The organism is Nocardioides sp. Soil796, assembly GCF_001429525.1.
Lineage (GTDB): Bacteria > Actinomycetota > Actinomycetes > Propionibacteriales > Nocardioidaceae > Nocardioides.
Map to the genome: position 1 here is coordinate 288,844 of NZ_LMSQ01000019.1, position 15,081 is coordinate 303,924.

Here is a 15,081-nt window from a genome sequence, read left to right on the forward strand (position 1 = left end):
TCGGAGCGCTCACAGGGAGCTCACAGGAACCTGACAGACTCTGCCCATCGGCGCGCGAGAGGTTGGGCACCATGGAGCTCACCAGACCTGACGGATCCCCCTTGCGCGTGCTCGTCGTCGACGACGAGGTCAACATCGCCGAGCTGCTCGCGATGGCGCTGCGCTACGAGGGATTCGACGTACGCCAGGCCCACACCGGCAGCAAGGCGGTGGCCGAGTCGAAGGCCTTCCGCCCCGACGCGGTGGTGCTCGACATGATGCTGCCCGACTTCGACGGCCTCGAGGTGCTCAAACGGATGCGCGGCACCGATCCCGACGTACCGGTGCTGTTCCTGACCGCGCGCGACGCCGTCGAGGACCGCATCGCCGGCCTGACCGCGGGCGGCGACGACTACGTCACCAAGCCGTTCTCCCTCGAGGAGGTGGTGGCCCGGCTGCGTGCCCTGATGCGGCGGGCCGGGGCACTGAACGCGCAGCAGGACAACGTGCTCACCGTCGGCGACCTCACCCTCGACGAGGACAGCCACGAGGTACGCCGCGGCAAGGACGAGGTCTCGTTGACCGCGACGGAGTTCGAGCTGCTGCGCTTCCTGATGCGCAACCCACGCAGGGTGCTGAGCAAGGCGCAGATCCTGGACCGGGTGTGGAACTACGACTTCGGCGGCCAGGCCAACGTGGTCGAGCTCTACATCTCCTACCTGCGCAAGAAGATCGACGCCGGCCGGGAGCCGATGATCCACACCATGCGCGGCGCCGGCTACGTCCTGAAGCCGGCATGATGCGCTGGCGCAGCCTGACCTGGCGACTGGTCGGCATCGCGGTGCTGCTGGTCGCGGTGACCAGCATCCTGATCGCCACGGCGACGACGCTGGCGATGCGGGCAAACCTCAACGCCCAACTGGACAAGGAGATCCGGACCACGTTGGACCGCGTGTCCGACGCGCCCCGAGTCCCGGCCGGCCAGACTGCGGGCCCCCTCCCCGACGGGGAAAGAATCGGTCCCCCGCTCGGCACGATCACCCTGCAGGGCACCGAGGCCGGGTGGACGCGCGGAACCGTGGTCGTCGAGGTGAACGGCGCAACCTTCGGTGCGGCCGTCACCCTGTCCGACGAGCAGCTCGCCGCGTTCGCCGATATCACCGACGACTCCCCCGAAACCCTGAACGTGCCCGACCTGCCCCGCTACCGCGTACTCGCGAAGACCACCAGGGACGGCGAGCGCGTGCTGGTCGGGATGACGACGGAGGAGGTGGACGGCACCCTGAGCGACCTGGTGCAGTGGGAGATGCTGGCCACCGTGCTCGGCGTACTCCTCGCGGCGACAGCCGGCAGCTTCGTCGTACGCCGGCAGCTGCAGCCACTCAACGACGTCGCCGACACCGCCCACCGGGTGGCCGAGCAGCCGCTGGCATCCGGCGAGATCGACCTCACCGACCGGGTGCCCGAGCACCTGACCGACGAGCGCACCGAGGTAGGCCGCGTGGGAGCAGCCCTGAACACGCTGCTCGCCCACGTGGAGTCGAGCCTCGATGCCCGGCACCGCAGCGAGCAGCAGGTCCGCCAGTTCGTCGGCGACGCCTCGCACGAGCTGCGCACGCCACTGGCCACCATCAAGGGGTACGCCGAGCTGGCCCGGCGCCGACCGGACGACGCGGCGGGTGTGCTCGCCGCGCTCGACAAGGTGGAGGCCGAGTCCGGCCGGATGACCACGCTGGTCGAGGACCTCCTGCTGCTGGCCCGACTCGACTCGGGACGCCCGCTCGACTCCGCCCCGGTCGACCTGACCCGCCTGCTGCTCGAGGCGGTGGCCGATGCCCGCGTGCTCTCCCCCACCCATCAGTGGCGGCTCGACCTTCCCGCCGAGAGCGTCACCGTGCTGGGCGACGAGCAGCGGCTGCACCAGGTGGTGACCAACCTGCTCACCAACGCCCGCAAGTACACCCCCGCCGACACGACGGTCACGGCCCGCGCCCGGCCCGGTGAGATCACGATCATGGACGACGGCCCGGGGTTCGCGCCGGAGCTGGCCGACACCGCGTTCGAGCGTTTCGTCCGCGGCGACGAGGCCCGCAACCGCGCGGGCGGCGTGGGCCTCGGCCTCTCGCTGGTCAAGGCGATCATGGAGGCCCACGGCGGCACGGTCGAGCTGTCCAGCCGGCCCGGCGAGACCCGGTTCACGTTGAGGTTCCCGACTCACAGGTGAGGGACAGGTTCCACCCACGGCTGACCCAGCCGAGCCGCCGAATGTTGCGGCATGGACACCCAGACCCTGCTGCCCGTCGTACGACCACCTGACCCGGGGACACCAGCCAGGCCAGGACCGCCCGCTCCCCGCGCCGTCCCCCGAGCCGTGTGGGAGCGGGCGGCCCTGGCCGGGTTGCTGCTCGGCACGGCCGTGCTCTACCTGTGGGGCCTGTCGGAGTCCGGGTGGGCGAACTCGTTCTACGCCGCCGCGGCGCAGGCCGGCTCGGAGTCGTGGAAGGCGTTCTTCTTCGGCTCCTCCGACGCCGCCAACTCGATCACCGTCGACAAGACGCCCCTGTCCCTGTGGCCGATGGCACTCTCCATCCGCATCTTCGGGCTGTCGTCGTGGAGCCTGCTGGTTCCCCAGGCGCTGATCGGCGTCGGCTCCGTGGCCCTGCTGCACGCCACCGTGCGCCGTACGACGGGATCGGTGGGGGCCGGACTGCTGGCCGGGGCGATCCTGGCGTTGACCCCGGTGGCGGTGCTGATGTTCCGCTTCGACAACCCCGACGCGATGCTCGTGCTCCTGCTGATCGGCTCGGTCCACGCAACCGTCCGAGCCCTCGAATCACCGCGCGCCATGCGGTGGTTGGCCCTCGGCGGGGCACTGGTCGGGCTCGCCTTCCTCACCAAGATGCTGCAGGCCTTCCTGGTGCTGCCGGCACTTGCGGCGGCGTACGCGCTCTTCGCCGTGGTGCCGTGGCGCCGTCGCATCGGCCACCTGCTGGTCGCCCTCGGGTCGATGATCCTCGCCGCCGGCTGGTGGATCGCGGTCGTCGAGCTCTGGCCGGCGTCGTCGCGGCCCTACATCGGCGGCTCGCAGGACAACTCGATCCTCGAGCTGACCCTGGGCTACAACGGCTTCGGCCGGCTGACCGGCGACGAGACCGGTTCGGTCGGCGGCGGCAACGGCTGGGGAGAGACCGGCTTCTGGCGGATGTTCAACTCCGAGATCGGCGGCCAGGCCTCCTGGCTGCTGCCGGCCGCGCTCGTCCTGGGCATCGCCGGGCTCTGGTTCTCCCGGAAGAACGGAGTCGCCGGACGCCGGGCCCGGGCCGGTCTCACCCTCTGGATGGGCTGGCTCGTGGTCACCTGGCTGACGTTCAGCTACATGGCCGGCATCTTCCACGCCTACTACACGGTCGCCCTGGCCCCGGCGGTCGCGGCAGTCGTCGCCATCGCCCTGCACGGGCTGTGGCAGAAGCGCGAGTCGCTCGTCGTCTCGGGGGTCCTCGCCTTCGTCACCGCCCTCACCAGCGCCTGGGCGTTCGTGCTGCTCGACCGGGCCGGCGACTGGCACCCCTGGTTGAAGTACGTCGTGGTCACCGTCGGCCTGGCCTGCGCGCTGATGCTGGGCGTCGTACGCATCCTCCCGCAAAGGGTGGCCGTCGTGGTCGCGGCCGGTGCACTGGTCGCCGTCCTCGCCGGGCCGTTCGCGTTCTCCCTCGCCACCGCGGCGACGCCGCACACCGGCTCGATCCCGAGCGCCGGGCCGAGCGGCACGGGCGGTATGGCTGGCATGGGCGGCATGGGTGGCGCACGCCCGGGCGGGGCGGGTGGCCCGGGCGGCACCGGCACCGGCACCGGCACCGGCAGCCTGCTCAACGGCAGCGACCCCTCGACCGCGCTGACCGAGCTGCTGCTGCAGAACTCCGACGCCTTCACCTGGGTGGCCGCGGCGTCCGGATCCAACGCGGCCTCCGGCTACCAGCTGGCCACGGAGGAACCGGTGATGGCGATCGGCGGCTTCAACGGCAGCGACCCGAGCCCGACACTGGCGCGGTTCCAGGAGTACGTCGCCGACGGCGAGGTCCACTGGTACATCGCCGGCGGAGGCATGGGCGGCATGGGCGGTGGCATGCGCGGTTCCGGCGCGTCGTCCGAGATCTCGCAGTGGGTGCAGGAGAACTTCACCGCGCAGACCGTCGACGGGGTCACGCTCTACGACCTCTCCGAAGGCGTCGCGTGAGTGCCGTCGAAGCCCTCGAGCCGGCACCCGTGCTCGAGGTGGTGATCCCGGTCCACAACGAGGAGGTCGCCCTCCCCCGGGCCGTCGCCATGCTGACCCGCCACCTGGCCGAGCTGCCGTGGACGTGGCAGGTCACCATCGCCGACAACGCCTCCACCGACGCCACTCCCCTGGTGGCCCGCCGACTCGCCCATGATTACGACGGCGTGCGGGTCGTGACGCTCGCCGAGAAGGGCCGCGGCCGTGCGCTCAAGCAGGTCTGGCGCGAGTCGCAGGCCGACGTGCTCGCCTACATGGACGTCGACCTCTCGACCGACCTCAACGCCGTGCTGCCGCTGGTGGCCCCGTTGATCAGCGGGCACTCCGACGTCGCGATCGGCTCCCGACTCTCCCGCGGGGCACGGGTCACAAGGGGGCCGCGGCGGGAGCTGGTCTCCCGCTCCTACAACGTGATCCTGCGCTCCACGCTGCGGGCCCGGTTCCGCGACGCGCAGTGCGGCTTCAAGGCTCTGCGGCGCGACGTCGCCGAGGTGCTGCTGCCGTTGGTGGAGGACGACACGTGGTTCTTCGACACCGAGCTGCTGGTGCTGGCTGAGCGCTCGGGGCTGCGCATCCACGAGGTGCCGGTCGACTGGGTCGACGACCCGGACTCGCGCGTGGACGTCGTACGCACGGCGCTCGACGACCTGCGCGGCATCCGGCGGTTGGCGTGGTCGCTGGCGACCGGCCGACTGCCGATGGAGGCGGTGCGCGCCCAGCTCGGCACGGCCCGCGCGCAGGGTCGACCGGGCACCCAGCTCGCGCTGTTCGCCTGCGTGGGCGTGCTCAGCACCGCGGCGTACGCCGTGCTCTACCTGCTGTTCCGGCAGCTGATGCCGGGGCTCTGGGCGAACGCCCTGGCCCTGCTGGTCACCGCGATCGGCAACACGGCCGCCAACCGTCGCTTCACGTTCGCGGTCAGCGGCGGCGGACACCTGCGGCACCATGCCCAGGGGCTCGCGGTGTTCGGCGTCGGGCTGGCGATGACCAGTGGGTCGCTGTGGCTGCTCGAGGCGGTGGAGCCGACCGCGTCGCATCGCGCCGAGGTCGTCGTACTCACGATCGCGAACCTCGTGGTGACCGTGATGCGCTTCCTGGCGATGCGCCTGTGGATGTTCGCGCCGCGACTCAGGACTGCTGGACGACCTCGACCAGGGCCGGCAGCGAACCGGCCAGCAGTTCGAGCACCTCGTCGCGACTGACCCCGTCGGGGTTCTCCGCCCAGGTGAGTGCCACGTCTTCGGCGAAGGCCGACCAGGCGTGCACCATCAGACGCGTCGCGGGAGTGTCGGGCAGGATCATGCCCTCGGCGTCCTCGTCGAAGAGCCGGTCGGTCAGCGCCCTGCGCGCCTCGTCGTAGATCGCGCGGATCGACGCGGTGCCGGCGGCCGCACCCTTGACCAGCGAGAGGTAGCCCTCGTAGTTGGCCACGACATAGTCGAGGTAGGCCGCCATCGAGGCCAACAGTCGTTCGAGCGGCTCCCCTTCACCCGGCGGCGCGGTCTGGGCGATCAGCTCGTCGGCGGCACGGCGTACGACGGCCTCGTGGAAGTCGTGCTTGTTGCCGAAGTAGTGGTAGAGCAGCCCGCGCGAGATGCCGGCCTCCTCGGCGAGGATCTCGATCGAGAGCTCATCGAGCGAACGTGTCGCGAGCAGGGTGACCCCGAGGTCGAGCAGCTGCTCGCGGCGGGTCTCCGGGTTGAGCCGGATCCGCGGGGTGCTGGTCATGCGCCCCACCCTACTGAATTCTTTTCAACAGGGCTATTGACGGTTGTTCAGTAAGCCGCGTACCGTCACTTGGCATGACCACGACCACCGTCAAGCACCTCGTCGTCGGCGCCGGCTTCGCCGGCCTCGGCATGGCCGTCAAGCTCGACGAGGACAACGAATCCGACTTCCTCGTCGTCGAGAAGGGCTCCGACGTCGGCGGCACCTGGCGTGCCAACGACTACCCCGGCGCCGCGTGCGACGTACCGAGCCAGCTCTACAGCTACTCGTTCGCGCCCAACCCCGACTGGTCGATGTCCTTCTCGCCGCAGCCCGAGATCCAGGCCTACATCCGGCGGGTGGCCGACGAGTCCGGCGTGCTCGACCGCTTCCGCTTCGAGGTCGCCGTCGAGAAGGCCGTGTGGGACGACGACGCCCAGCAGTGGCAGGTCACGCTCTCCGACGGCAGCGAGGTCACGGCGACCAACCTGATCTCCGGCGCCGGCGGCCTCTCCGAACCCCGACTCCCCGACATCGACGGCATCGAGGGCTTCCAGGGCGAGGTCTTCCACTCGGCCCAGTGGAACCACGACATCGACCTGACCGGCAAGCGCGTCGCGGTCATCGGCACCGGCGCCTCGGCGATCCAGATCGTCCCCGAGCTGCAGAAGGTCGTGGGCCACCTCGACGTCTACCAGCGCACCGCGCCGTACGTCATCCCGCGCAACGACCGGCGCTACACCGGCCTCGAGAAGCTCGCCTTCCGGCATCTGCCGCTCGTGCAGAAGGCCTACCGCACGGCGATCTACTGGGGTCGCGAGCTCTACGTGCCCGGCTTCACCCTCGAGCCCAAGCTGGCCTGGCCCGCGAAGCAGATGGCCCTCACCAACATCGCCCGCGGGATCAAGGACCCCGAGCTGCGCGCCAAGGTGACGCCCGACTACGAGATCGGCTGCAAGCGCATCCTGATCTCCAACACCTACTACCCCGCCCTGGCCTCCGACAACGTCGAGGTGGTCACCGACGGCATCTCCAAGATCACCGGCGACGCCGTCGTCACCTCGGACGGCGTCGAGCGCCCCATCGACGTACTCATCGTGGCCACCGGGTTCTTCACCACCGAGCAGCCGATCGCCGAGGCCATCACCGGTCGCACCGGCGCGACGCTCGCCGAGACCTGGCGCGACACCGGCATGGTCGCCTACAAGGGCACCACCGTGCACGGCTTCCCCAACCTGTTCCAGATCGTCGGGCCCAACACCGGCCTCGGCCACTCGAGCATGGTGTTCGTCATCGAGTCGCAGATCGCCTACATCCGCGATGCGATCCGCACGATGGAGCGCGAGGGCTACGCCAGCGTCGAGCCCCGCACCGACGTGCAGGACGAGTGGAACGACGACCTCCAGCGGCGCCTGAAGAAGACGGTGTGGAACACCGGCGGCTGCGCCAGCTGGTACCTCGACGACGAAGGCCGCAACACCACCCTCTGGCCACGCACCACGTTCACCTTCCGTCGACTGCTCGCGCGGTTCGACGTAGCGTCGTACGACGTGACCGCCTCCTCGCCCACCCCCTCCAAGAAGAAGGTGTCCGCATGAAGTCGCTCGAGAACAAGGTCGTCGTGATCAGTGGGGCCGGGTCCGGCATGGGCCGCGAGCTCGCGCTGCTGGCTGCCGGCAAGGGCGCCAGGGTCGCCGTCTCCGACTGGAACCCCGACGGCCTCGAGGGCACGGTCCAGCTGCTGAAGGAGCAGGGCGCCACCGACCTGCGCTCCGACGTGGTCGACGTGTCCGACCGCGCCGCGATGGCCACCTGGGCCGCGGCCGTCGTCGAGCAGTTCGGCGTCGTGAACGTCGTGGTCAACAACGCCGGCGTCACGATGACCGGCGACTTCGAGGACATGACCTACGAGGAGTTCGACTGGATCGTCGGGGTCAACTTCAACGGCGTCGTCAACGGCACCAAGGAGTTCCTCCCCCACCTGATCGCCTCGGGCGACGGCGCGCTGATCAACATCTCCAGCCTGTTCGGCCTGATCTCGATGCCCGGCCAGTCGGCGTACAACGCGACCAAGTACGCCGTCCGCGGCTTCACCGAGGCACTGCGCGAGGAGATGCTGGTCAACAAGCACCCGGTCACGGTGACCTGCATCCACCCCGGAGGGATCAAGACCGGCATCTCGCGCAACGGTCGCAAGACCGCCGGCCAGGACGGCAGCACGATCGACCGCCTCTTCGAGGAGAAGCTGGCCCGGATGCCGGCCGACAAGGCCGCCGCGATCATCCTCGCCGCGGGCATGAAGGGGAAGGCGCGCCAGCTCGTCGGCATCGACGCGCACCTCCTGCACCACTTCGCCAAGGTCACCGGGTCGCGCTACCAGGACATCGTGGCGCTGACGTCGAAGCGCGTGATCCCCGCCAAGAAGTAACGCTCGATCTTCACGACGTCCTGCGTTCCGGTTGCTCCGACAGCCGGAACGCAGGACGTCGTGCGTGCTAGGAATGGCGGATGGAGTTCGGGGACCCGGTCGATGTCGCGATGACCAAGTGGCGCGACCGTCCGCACTGGGCCTACCGAGCGCACTACCTCGGTCGCGACGAGCACGGTGACTGGCTGGGCGTCCCGGCCGGCACCCGCATGGCCCGGCCGGGCGTCGAGATGCTGTCGGCCGTCGACCAGGTCTGCCTTGCCCCGACCACCGGCGATCTCTCGCAGAGCGGTTGGTTCGCGACGTTCCACGCACGTCGCGCCGACGGCACCGGCGCCGGGTTCGAGCCCGCCTTCCCGGTCGAGGTGTACGTCGACATCGCCACCCAGCCGGTCTGGGACGGTACGACGGTCCGCTCGGTCGACCTCGACCTCGACGTGGTGCGGGCGTTCAGCGGTCGCACGTGGATCGACGACGAGGACGAGTTCGCCGAGCACCGGGTGGCACTGGGCTATCCCGACGAGGTCATCGAGCTGGCGCTGGCCAACTGTGCCGCCGTACACGCCGCAGTGCTCGGGCAGGTGGCGCCGTACGACGGCCCGACCGCCGCAGCCTGGCGGGCCATGTTGGACGGCCTGTCGTGAGTTCGGATCGACCCGTCGTGAATTCTGGTTGGCCACCGAACTGACGACGGGTCAGCAAGAACTCACGACAGGTCGGCACGAACTGGCGACAGGTCAGCGCTTGCTGCGGGCGCGGAAGGGACCGACCAGGCGCGGGCCGGAGAGACGACCCTCGAGCTTGCGGGCCTCACGCTTGAGCGGCTGGGCGATGTATTCGCCCAGGATCACGCCGGAGGCCAGGGCGATCGCCACCGAGGCCGCGGTGATGATCGCCACCAGTCCCCGCGAGGTCTCGCCGCCCTCGGCCATCAGTGAGAGTCCGCGGTAGATCGAGAGGCCGGGCAGCAGCGGCACGATCGCCGAGACCACCACGACCAGCGGTGGCACCTTGACCCGACCCGAGACCGAGTAGCTGACGAGACCGATGAACAGGGCGGCCGCCGCCACCGACCACGTGCGCCCGAAGCCGGCACCCTCGATGCCATAGGTGATCGCGAGCGCGACGCCGGCGATGAGGCCGATCGGGGCGAGGATGCGCTTGGGCGAATAGGCACTGAACGCGAAGGCCGCAGCTGCGACGGCTGCCCCGACGGACATCGTCGCGAGAGTGGTGAGGCCGCCGCGACCGGGCTCGAGGCGTCCGATGTCGACGCCGACCACGTCACCCAGCGCCAGGCCGCCACTGACCCCCGCGATGATGCCGGCGGTGGAGAGCAACGCCTCGGTCATCCGGGCGTTGCTCGTGACGTAGAAGCCGGAGAGTGCGTCCTGGAGTCCGCCCATGAAGCCGATGCCGGAGAGCAGCATGATGATGTTGGCGGTCACCACGACCGACGGGTCGACGTCGAGCTCCGCGGCGGCTGCCGCCAGCGCGAGCAGGGTCGCGACGGCCCCACCGGCCACCTGGAGGTAGAACGTCGGCAGCCGCTGGCGCGACAGGAGCATCTGGGTGCGGTCGATGAGGACCGCGGCGATGAAGGCGATCAGCACCACCAGTGTGTTGCCGCCGAGCATCATGCCGACGCCGGCCGACATCACACCGGTGCCCGCGGTCACCGCCCAACGATGCCGTGCGTGGCCCGACGAGCTGATCCGGGCAACCGTCGCTCGGGCCTCGACCAGGTCGATGCGGTCGGCCAGCAGGTCACGCACCAGGTGGTCGATGCGGGTGAGGTCCTCGTAGTCGATGTCGCGTTGCTTGACCTGCCGCATCATCACCAGGGGTACGTCGCCGGGCTCGGGCTGGTAGCTCATCGACAGGCTGGTGAAGGTCACGTCGACGATCGGGTTGCGCAGGCCCAGGTGGTAGGCCACTGACTGCATGGTGGCGGTGACGTCGGCCGCACCCGCGCCGTTGGAGAGCAACATCTCGCCGATGCGCAGGCTCAGGTCGACAGTGAGAGCGATCTCGCGTGGCTCCGCCATGGTCGACATGCTTTCACGGGGGTCGGACTGTGGTTCGCTTGAGTCGTGCACATCGACTTCCACGGCTCACCCCGGCCCACACTCGGCGTCGAGTGGGAGTTCGCGCTCGTCGACAAGACCTCCCGCGATCTCGTCAACTCCGCCGCGGACCTCTTCACCGCGGTGGGTCCCGAGCTCGCCGACGCGCGCAAGTTGCACAAGGAGCTGCTGCGCAACACGGTCGAGGTCGTCACCGGCATCTGCACGACGGTCGACGAGGCGATGGCCGACCTGCGCAGCACCTTGGACGTCGTACTGCCGGTGGCCGACGAGCTGGGCGTCGACCTGTTCGGCGCCGGCACGCACCCGTTCGCGAACTGGTCGGCCCAGCAGCTGACCGAGGGGCACCGCTACGAGGAGCTGATCAACCGCACCCAGTGGTGGGGCCGGCAGATGCTCATCTGGGGCGTGCACGTGCACGTCGGTCTGCCCGAACGCGACAGGGTGCTGCCGGTGATGTCGGCGCTGCTCAACCAGTACCCCCACCTGCAGGCGCTCTCGGCCTCCTCCCCCGTCTGGGCGGGCACCGACACCGGCTACGCGTCCAACCGGGCGCTGATGTTCCAGCAGCTGCCGACCGCCGGACTGCCCTTCCAGTTCGAGACGTGGCCGGAGTTCGAGGTCTTCGCCCAGGACCAACTGACCACCGGGGTGATCGACGAGCTGTCCGAGATCCGGTGGGACGTCCGGCCGGTGCCACGGCTCGGCACGCTCGAGAACCGGGTCTGCGACGGCGTCTCGACGATCGACGAGATGGCCGCACTGGTCGCCCTGATGCACTGCCTCGTCGTCGACCTCGACACCCGGTTGGCCGCCGGGGAGAGGCTTCCGGTGATGCCGCCGTGGCACGTGCAGGAGAACAAGTGGCGGGCCGCCCGGTACGGCCTCGACGCGATCATCATCCTCGACGCGGCGTCCAACGAACGCCTGATCACCGACGACCTCGACGACCTGCTCGATCGCCTCACACCGGTGTCCAAGCGCCTCGGCTGCGAGGACGAGCTGCGGTCCGTCGCGGAGATCCCGCGGCGCGGTGCGTCGTACCAGCGCCAGCGCGCGGTCGCCGCCGACACCGGGGGCGACCTGGTCGCGGTGGTCGACTCGGTGGTCGGCGAGCTCCGGGCCTCACTGCATCCCTGAGCGCGCACCACCGCAAGAATCCACGGTTCGCGGCGCAAGAACCCACGGCTCGCGCATCAACAATCCACGGTTCGCGTCAGTAGCCGCCTTCGGGAGGGACCATCTCGGCGCGTACGCCGAGCAACCGGATCGCCCGGTCGTCCTCCAGTGCGGCGAGCAGGTCGAGGGCGGTGCGGGCGATGACGTCCACGTCGTACGTCGGCTCGGCGAGCTTGCGCACCTTGGTGAACGTGAAGAACGGCACGAACCGCACCTTCAGGTGCACGCGTTGGCAGGGTCGGCCCTCACGACGGATGTCGGCGACGACCTGGACGGCCAGCGCGTGGACCGCCGCGGCGATCTCGTCGGGGGTGGTGAGGTCCTGCTGGTACGTGGTCTCGCGGCCGTGGGCCCGCGGCACCCACGGGGTGTCGTCGACCACGGCGCTCCCGGCGCCGGTGCCGAGCCGGTGCACGTGCACGCCGGTGTTGGGCCCGAACTCCGCGGTCAGCACGTCGACCGGTGCCGCGGCGAGCTCACGCACCGTGGTGATGCCCAGGTCGGCCAGCCGTGCGGAGGTGCGTGGTCCGACGCCCCAGAGGTCCTTGGTCGGATGGTCGCCGAGCACCTCGAGCCAGTTGTCGCGGGTCAGCCGGAAGGTGCCCCGTGGCTTGCCGAAGTCGGTGGCGTTCTTCGCCCTGATCAGCGTGTCGCCCATGCCCACGGAGCAGTGCAGCTCGGTGGCCGCCAGCACGCGGGCCTGGAGGTCGTGGGCGGTGGCCAGGACATCCTCGGTCTCGATGCCGACGAAGGCCTCGTCCCAGCCGAGCACCTGCACCACGGCGCCGGGCGTCTCGCGCAGCGCCTGCATCACCCGCTCGGAGGCAGCCTCGTAGACCGGGAAGTCGACCGGCAGGAACACCGCGTCGGGGATCTTGCGCCGCGCCACCCGCAACGGCATACCGGAACGGACGCCGTACGCCCGCGCCTCGTAGGACGCCGTCGACACCACCGCGCGCTCGGTCGGGTCGCCCCGGCCGCCGACGACGACCGGCTTGCCGGCCAGCTCGGGGTTGCGCAGGATCTCCACGGCGGCCAGGAACTGGTCCATGTCGACGTGCAGCACCCAGCGCATGATCAGCGCTTCGTCGGCGGCAGCGCGTCGGTCGACTCCAGGGTGCCCATGCCGGTCAGCACCAGCAGGTCGGCGATCACCGACCGGATCTGGGCCAGCACCACCTCGACGGACAGGTCGTCGGTGCGCTCGACGGTGCCGGTCGCCTTGCCGACGGCGAGCAGGGCGCCCTGTGCGTCGGCGGCCATCCGGTTGGCGGAGAGCTCACCAGCCACGACCTTGCACGCATCGGCCAGGTCGCGGCACAGCAGTGGGTACGACGCGGGCACGGGGCGTCGTCGGTACGCCGCCACCGCCGTACGCCGGACCAGCACACGGGTGCTGCGCAGGGCCCGGTCGAGGGGCTCGACGAGGTCGGCCATCCGTCGGACGGAGCCCTTGTGCCGCACCCGGAACGGCGAGCTGGCCACCACCGAGAGCCCTTCGTCGGCGGCCGCCTGGAGCTCACGGATCAGGTAGTCGGTGGCGCGGGCGTCGGCGAGCAGGTCGAGCGCCGGCTCCACCTCGCCGTCGACCATCACGTCGGCGGCGGCGCGGAGCAGTGTCGCGATCTTGTGCACGACCTCCGCAGCCTGCTCGCGTGGCCGCCGCAAGGGCGCGGCCGGCACCGCCGTGGCCGCCACCAGCGCCACCGCACCACCGATCAGGGCGTCGGTCCAACGGGTGAGCGCCTGCCCCGAGGACGGGACCAGGGTCGCCACCACGATCGACTGCACGCCCGCCTGGGTGACCAGCAACGGTCCACCGTCGAGCAGGAAGGCGCTCGACATGGCCAGCGCGACGATGAAGGTGAGCTGCCACCAGCCGGTGCCCACGGCATAGACCAGCAGGTCGGCGATCAGCACCCCGACAGCGACACCGATGCACACCTCGACCACGCGCCGCAGGCGCTGCCCGAACGACGTGCCCAGGCAGACCAGGGCAGCGATCGGTGCGAAGAACGGCGTGGGGTGCCCGAACACGTCGCTGGCCAGGAACCAGGCGACGCCGGCCGCGATCGAGCACTGCGCGATCGCGAACGACTTGGTCCGCAACCGGCGCAGGCGGGTCCGGGCCGACGTGCGACCGCGTTGCCAGGCGCGATCGAGCGGGTGGACCTCCATGCGCTGATCGTGTCAGATGCCGCCCCTAGGGGTGGTGGGCATACCGCAGGGCGAGCTTGAGCTGGCCGAGGTCGCGGTACCAGATGCGCACCTCGGTGCGGCATCGCACGCGGGCCACGCGGGTGTCGTACTCACCGCACTCGGCGAGGGCCTCGGAGTCGGTCGGCGGGTAGATCGAGCTGCCGTCGTAGTAGTGGATGCCGAAGCCGTTGGCCTTGTCGCCCTCGACGGCCACGATGGTGTGCGCCGGGGGCTCCCAGGCGGCGGGCGCCCGGGTCTCGGCGTGTCCGGCGCCGACGGTCAGGCCCATCAGCAGGCCGCACCCGATGCCGAGCGTCAGGGCGAGCAGGTGGAAGGTTCGTGTCATGCAGGTCTCCGTGGGTCACGGGCCGGCTGCTCCGGCCCTTCACCACGAGACGCTAGGGACGACCAGCGCCACCCGGAGCCGGGCGCGGGCCGACCTGTGGAGAACCGGTACGCGAACTCACCTGTGCACGATCAGCGGCCCGGATCAGCGAGCCAGCGTCACCGTGATCGTGGTGTTGGTGCAGGTGCCGGCGAGCGTGGTCATCGCCGACTTCTCGCCGCTGTCGACGCTCAGCCGCCACCGGTGCTTGACCGCCACGAACTCCCGCAGGTAGCGGCACTTGTCGTACGTCGGCAGCCACTCCCGCACGTCCTGGTCGCCCTTGGCCTGGTTGACGTTGTCGGTGACACCGACCAACGACCGCGAGTCGCCGAGGTCGTTGGCATAGCCCTCGCGCTCGGCCGCACTCCACGTGCGGGCGCCGGAGTCCCAGGCCTCGGCCAACGGCACCATGTGGTCGATGTCGATGTCGGACGGGGCGTACCAGGAGACCCGGTCGTAGTAGCTGTACCAACGCCCACCGCTCAGCGTGCACGTGCCGGTGCGGGTGGGCGGGTCGTCGGCCTCCGCGAGGAGCACCTCGTTGCGGGTGTTGCAGCCGTCGCCGTCGGCGTCGATCCAGTGGTTGAACTTCGACCGGTCGTAGCCGGTGCGGACCTCGGTGGCGACGGGCAGGTCCGAGACGGCGGTCTGCAGTGGTGCCGAGTAGTCGTCGGCGTACGCCGTGACCGGCAGGCCGATCAGCAGTGCGGTGAAGGTGAGGACGGTGGCAAGGCGAGGCAGCATGAGGACGTCTCCCGAGTGAGATGCGTGGTCGACCTCCAGACAACACCGAATCGGTCCGCGCCGGAACCCCCTGCCCCCGGACCTCGGCCCGGACCGG

Annotated in this window: 14 protein-coding genes; 8 read left to right on the forward strand and 6 right to left on the reverse strand. The window is 70.3% G+C overall.

Translation table 11 applies throughout. The features are described from left to right. Positions 1-71 precede the first annotated feature (71 nt). The 4 genes from ASH02_RS18625 to ASH02_RS18640 are packed head-to-tail and all read left to right on the forward strand — an operon-like array spanning position 72 to position 5,454. Positions 72-779: a response regulator transcription factor gene (locus tag ASH02_RS18625; protein ID WP_057295255.1), complete on the forward strand. Its 708-nt coding sequence runs from the start codon at positions 72-74 to the stop codon at positions 777-779. Beyond that, a complete protein-coding gene (locus ASH02_RS18630) occupies positions 776-2,203 on the forward strand; it encodes a sensor histidine kinase (RefSeq protein ID WP_057295256.1) in 1,428 nt (475 codons plus the stop codon). Before ASH02_RS18625 ends, ASH02_RS18630 begins: the two co-directional genes overlap by 4 nt. A 51-nt stretch (positions 2,204-2,254) precedes the next feature. Beyond that, the gene (locus ASH02_RS18635) at positions 2,255-4,213 is read left to right on the forward strand and encodes an ArnT family glycosyltransferase (protein WP_057295257.1); all 1,959 of its coding nucleotides are present in this window, start codon (positions 2,255-2,257) and stop codon (positions 4,211-4,213) included. After that, positions 4,210-5,454, forward strand: a complete 1,245-nt coding sequence (locus ASH02_RS18640; RefSeq protein WP_057295258.1) for a bifunctional glycosyltransferase family 2/GtrA family protein — start codon at positions 4,210-4,212, stop codon at positions 5,452-5,454. Before ASH02_RS18635 ends, ASH02_RS18640 begins: the two co-directional genes overlap by 4 nt. Here the strand turns inward: ASH02_RS18640 and ASH02_RS18645 are convergent. After that, complete coding sequence (locus ASH02_RS18645; RefSeq protein ID WP_057295259.1) at positions 5,381-5,980, reverse strand: TetR/AcrR family transcriptional regulator; 600 nt, start codon at positions 5,978-5,980, stop codon at positions 5,381-5,383. The two genes, ASH02_RS18640 and ASH02_RS18645, sit on opposite strands and share 74 nt — an antisense overlap. A gap of 74 nt (positions 5,981-6,054) precedes the next feature. Between ASH02_RS18645 and ASH02_RS18650 the strand changes: the two genes are divergently transcribed. The 3 genes from ASH02_RS18650 to ASH02_RS18660 all read left to right on the forward strand — a co-directional run bounded on the left by ASH02_RS18650 (position 6,055) and on the right by ASH02_RS18660 (position 9,031). After that, a complete protein-coding gene (locus ASH02_RS18650; protein WP_057295260.1) occupies positions 6,055-7,557 on the forward strand; it encodes a flavin-containing monooxygenase in 1,503 nt (500 codons plus the stop codon). Then, positions 7,554-8,387 carry an SDR family NAD(P)-dependent oxidoreductase gene (locus tag ASH02_RS18655; protein ID WP_057295261.1) on the forward strand — a complete coding sequence of 278 codons (834 nt, stop codon included), beginning with the start codon at positions 7,554-7,556 and terminating at the stop codon, positions 8,385-8,387. The genes ASH02_RS18650 and ASH02_RS18655 overlap by 4 nt, the downstream gene beginning before the upstream one ends. A gap of 80 nt (positions 8,388-8,467) precedes the next feature. Continuing rightward, positions 8,468-9,031: a DUF402 domain-containing protein gene (locus tag ASH02_RS18660; RefSeq protein WP_057295262.1), complete on the forward strand. Its 564-nt coding sequence runs from the start codon at positions 8,468-8,470 to the stop codon at positions 9,029-9,031. A gap of 93 nt (positions 9,032-9,124) precedes the next feature. Here ASH02_RS18660 and ASH02_RS18665 read toward each other — a convergent pair whose 3' ends face one another. Further along, the gene (locus tag ASH02_RS18665; RefSeq protein WP_056686099.1) at positions 9,125-10,435 is read right to left on the reverse strand and encodes a threonine/serine ThrE exporter family protein; all 1,311 of its coding nucleotides are present in this window, start codon (positions 10,433-10,435) and stop codon (positions 9,125-9,127) included. Positions 10,436-10,480: 45 nt separating this feature from the next. Between ASH02_RS18665 and ASH02_RS18670 the strand changes: the two genes are divergently transcribed. Next, entirely contained in the window at positions 10,481-11,614 is a 1,134-nt protein-coding gene (locus ASH02_RS18670) for a glutamate--cysteine ligase (RefSeq protein WP_056685784.1), read from the forward strand. A 76-nt stretch (positions 11,615-11,690) separates the two neighbouring features. On the opposite strand, the gene ASH02_RS18675 is transcribed toward ASH02_RS18670, so the two are convergent. The 4 genes from ASH02_RS18675 to ASH02_RS18690 form a co-directional block, all read right to left on the reverse strand. Next, positions 11,691-12,728, reverse strand: a complete 1,038-nt coding sequence (locus ASH02_RS18675; protein WP_056892020.1) for a DNA polymerase IV — start codon at positions 12,726-12,728, stop codon at positions 11,691-11,693. 2 nt (positions 12,729-12,730) lie between these two features. Further along, on the reverse strand, positions 12,731-13,831 hold the full coding sequence (locus ASH02_RS18680) for an FUSC family protein (RefSeq protein WP_056685778.1): 1,101 nt from the start codon (positions 13,829-13,831) through the stop codon (positions 12,731-12,733). Between the two features lie 25 nt (positions 13,832-13,856). Then, positions 13,857-14,198, reverse strand: a complete 342-nt coding sequence (locus ASH02_RS18685) for a hypothetical protein (RefSeq protein WP_200950134.1) — start codon at positions 14,196-14,198, stop codon at positions 13,857-13,859. A gap of 144 nt (positions 14,199-14,342) precedes the next feature. Continuing rightward, positions 14,343-14,984 (reverse strand): HNH endonuclease family protein, encoded by a 642-nt coding sequence (locus tag ASH02_RS18690; RefSeq protein ID WP_056685775.1) that lies wholly within the window; start codon positions 14,982-14,984, stop codon positions 14,343-14,345. Between the last annotated feature and the right edge of the window lie 97 nt (positions 14,985-15,081).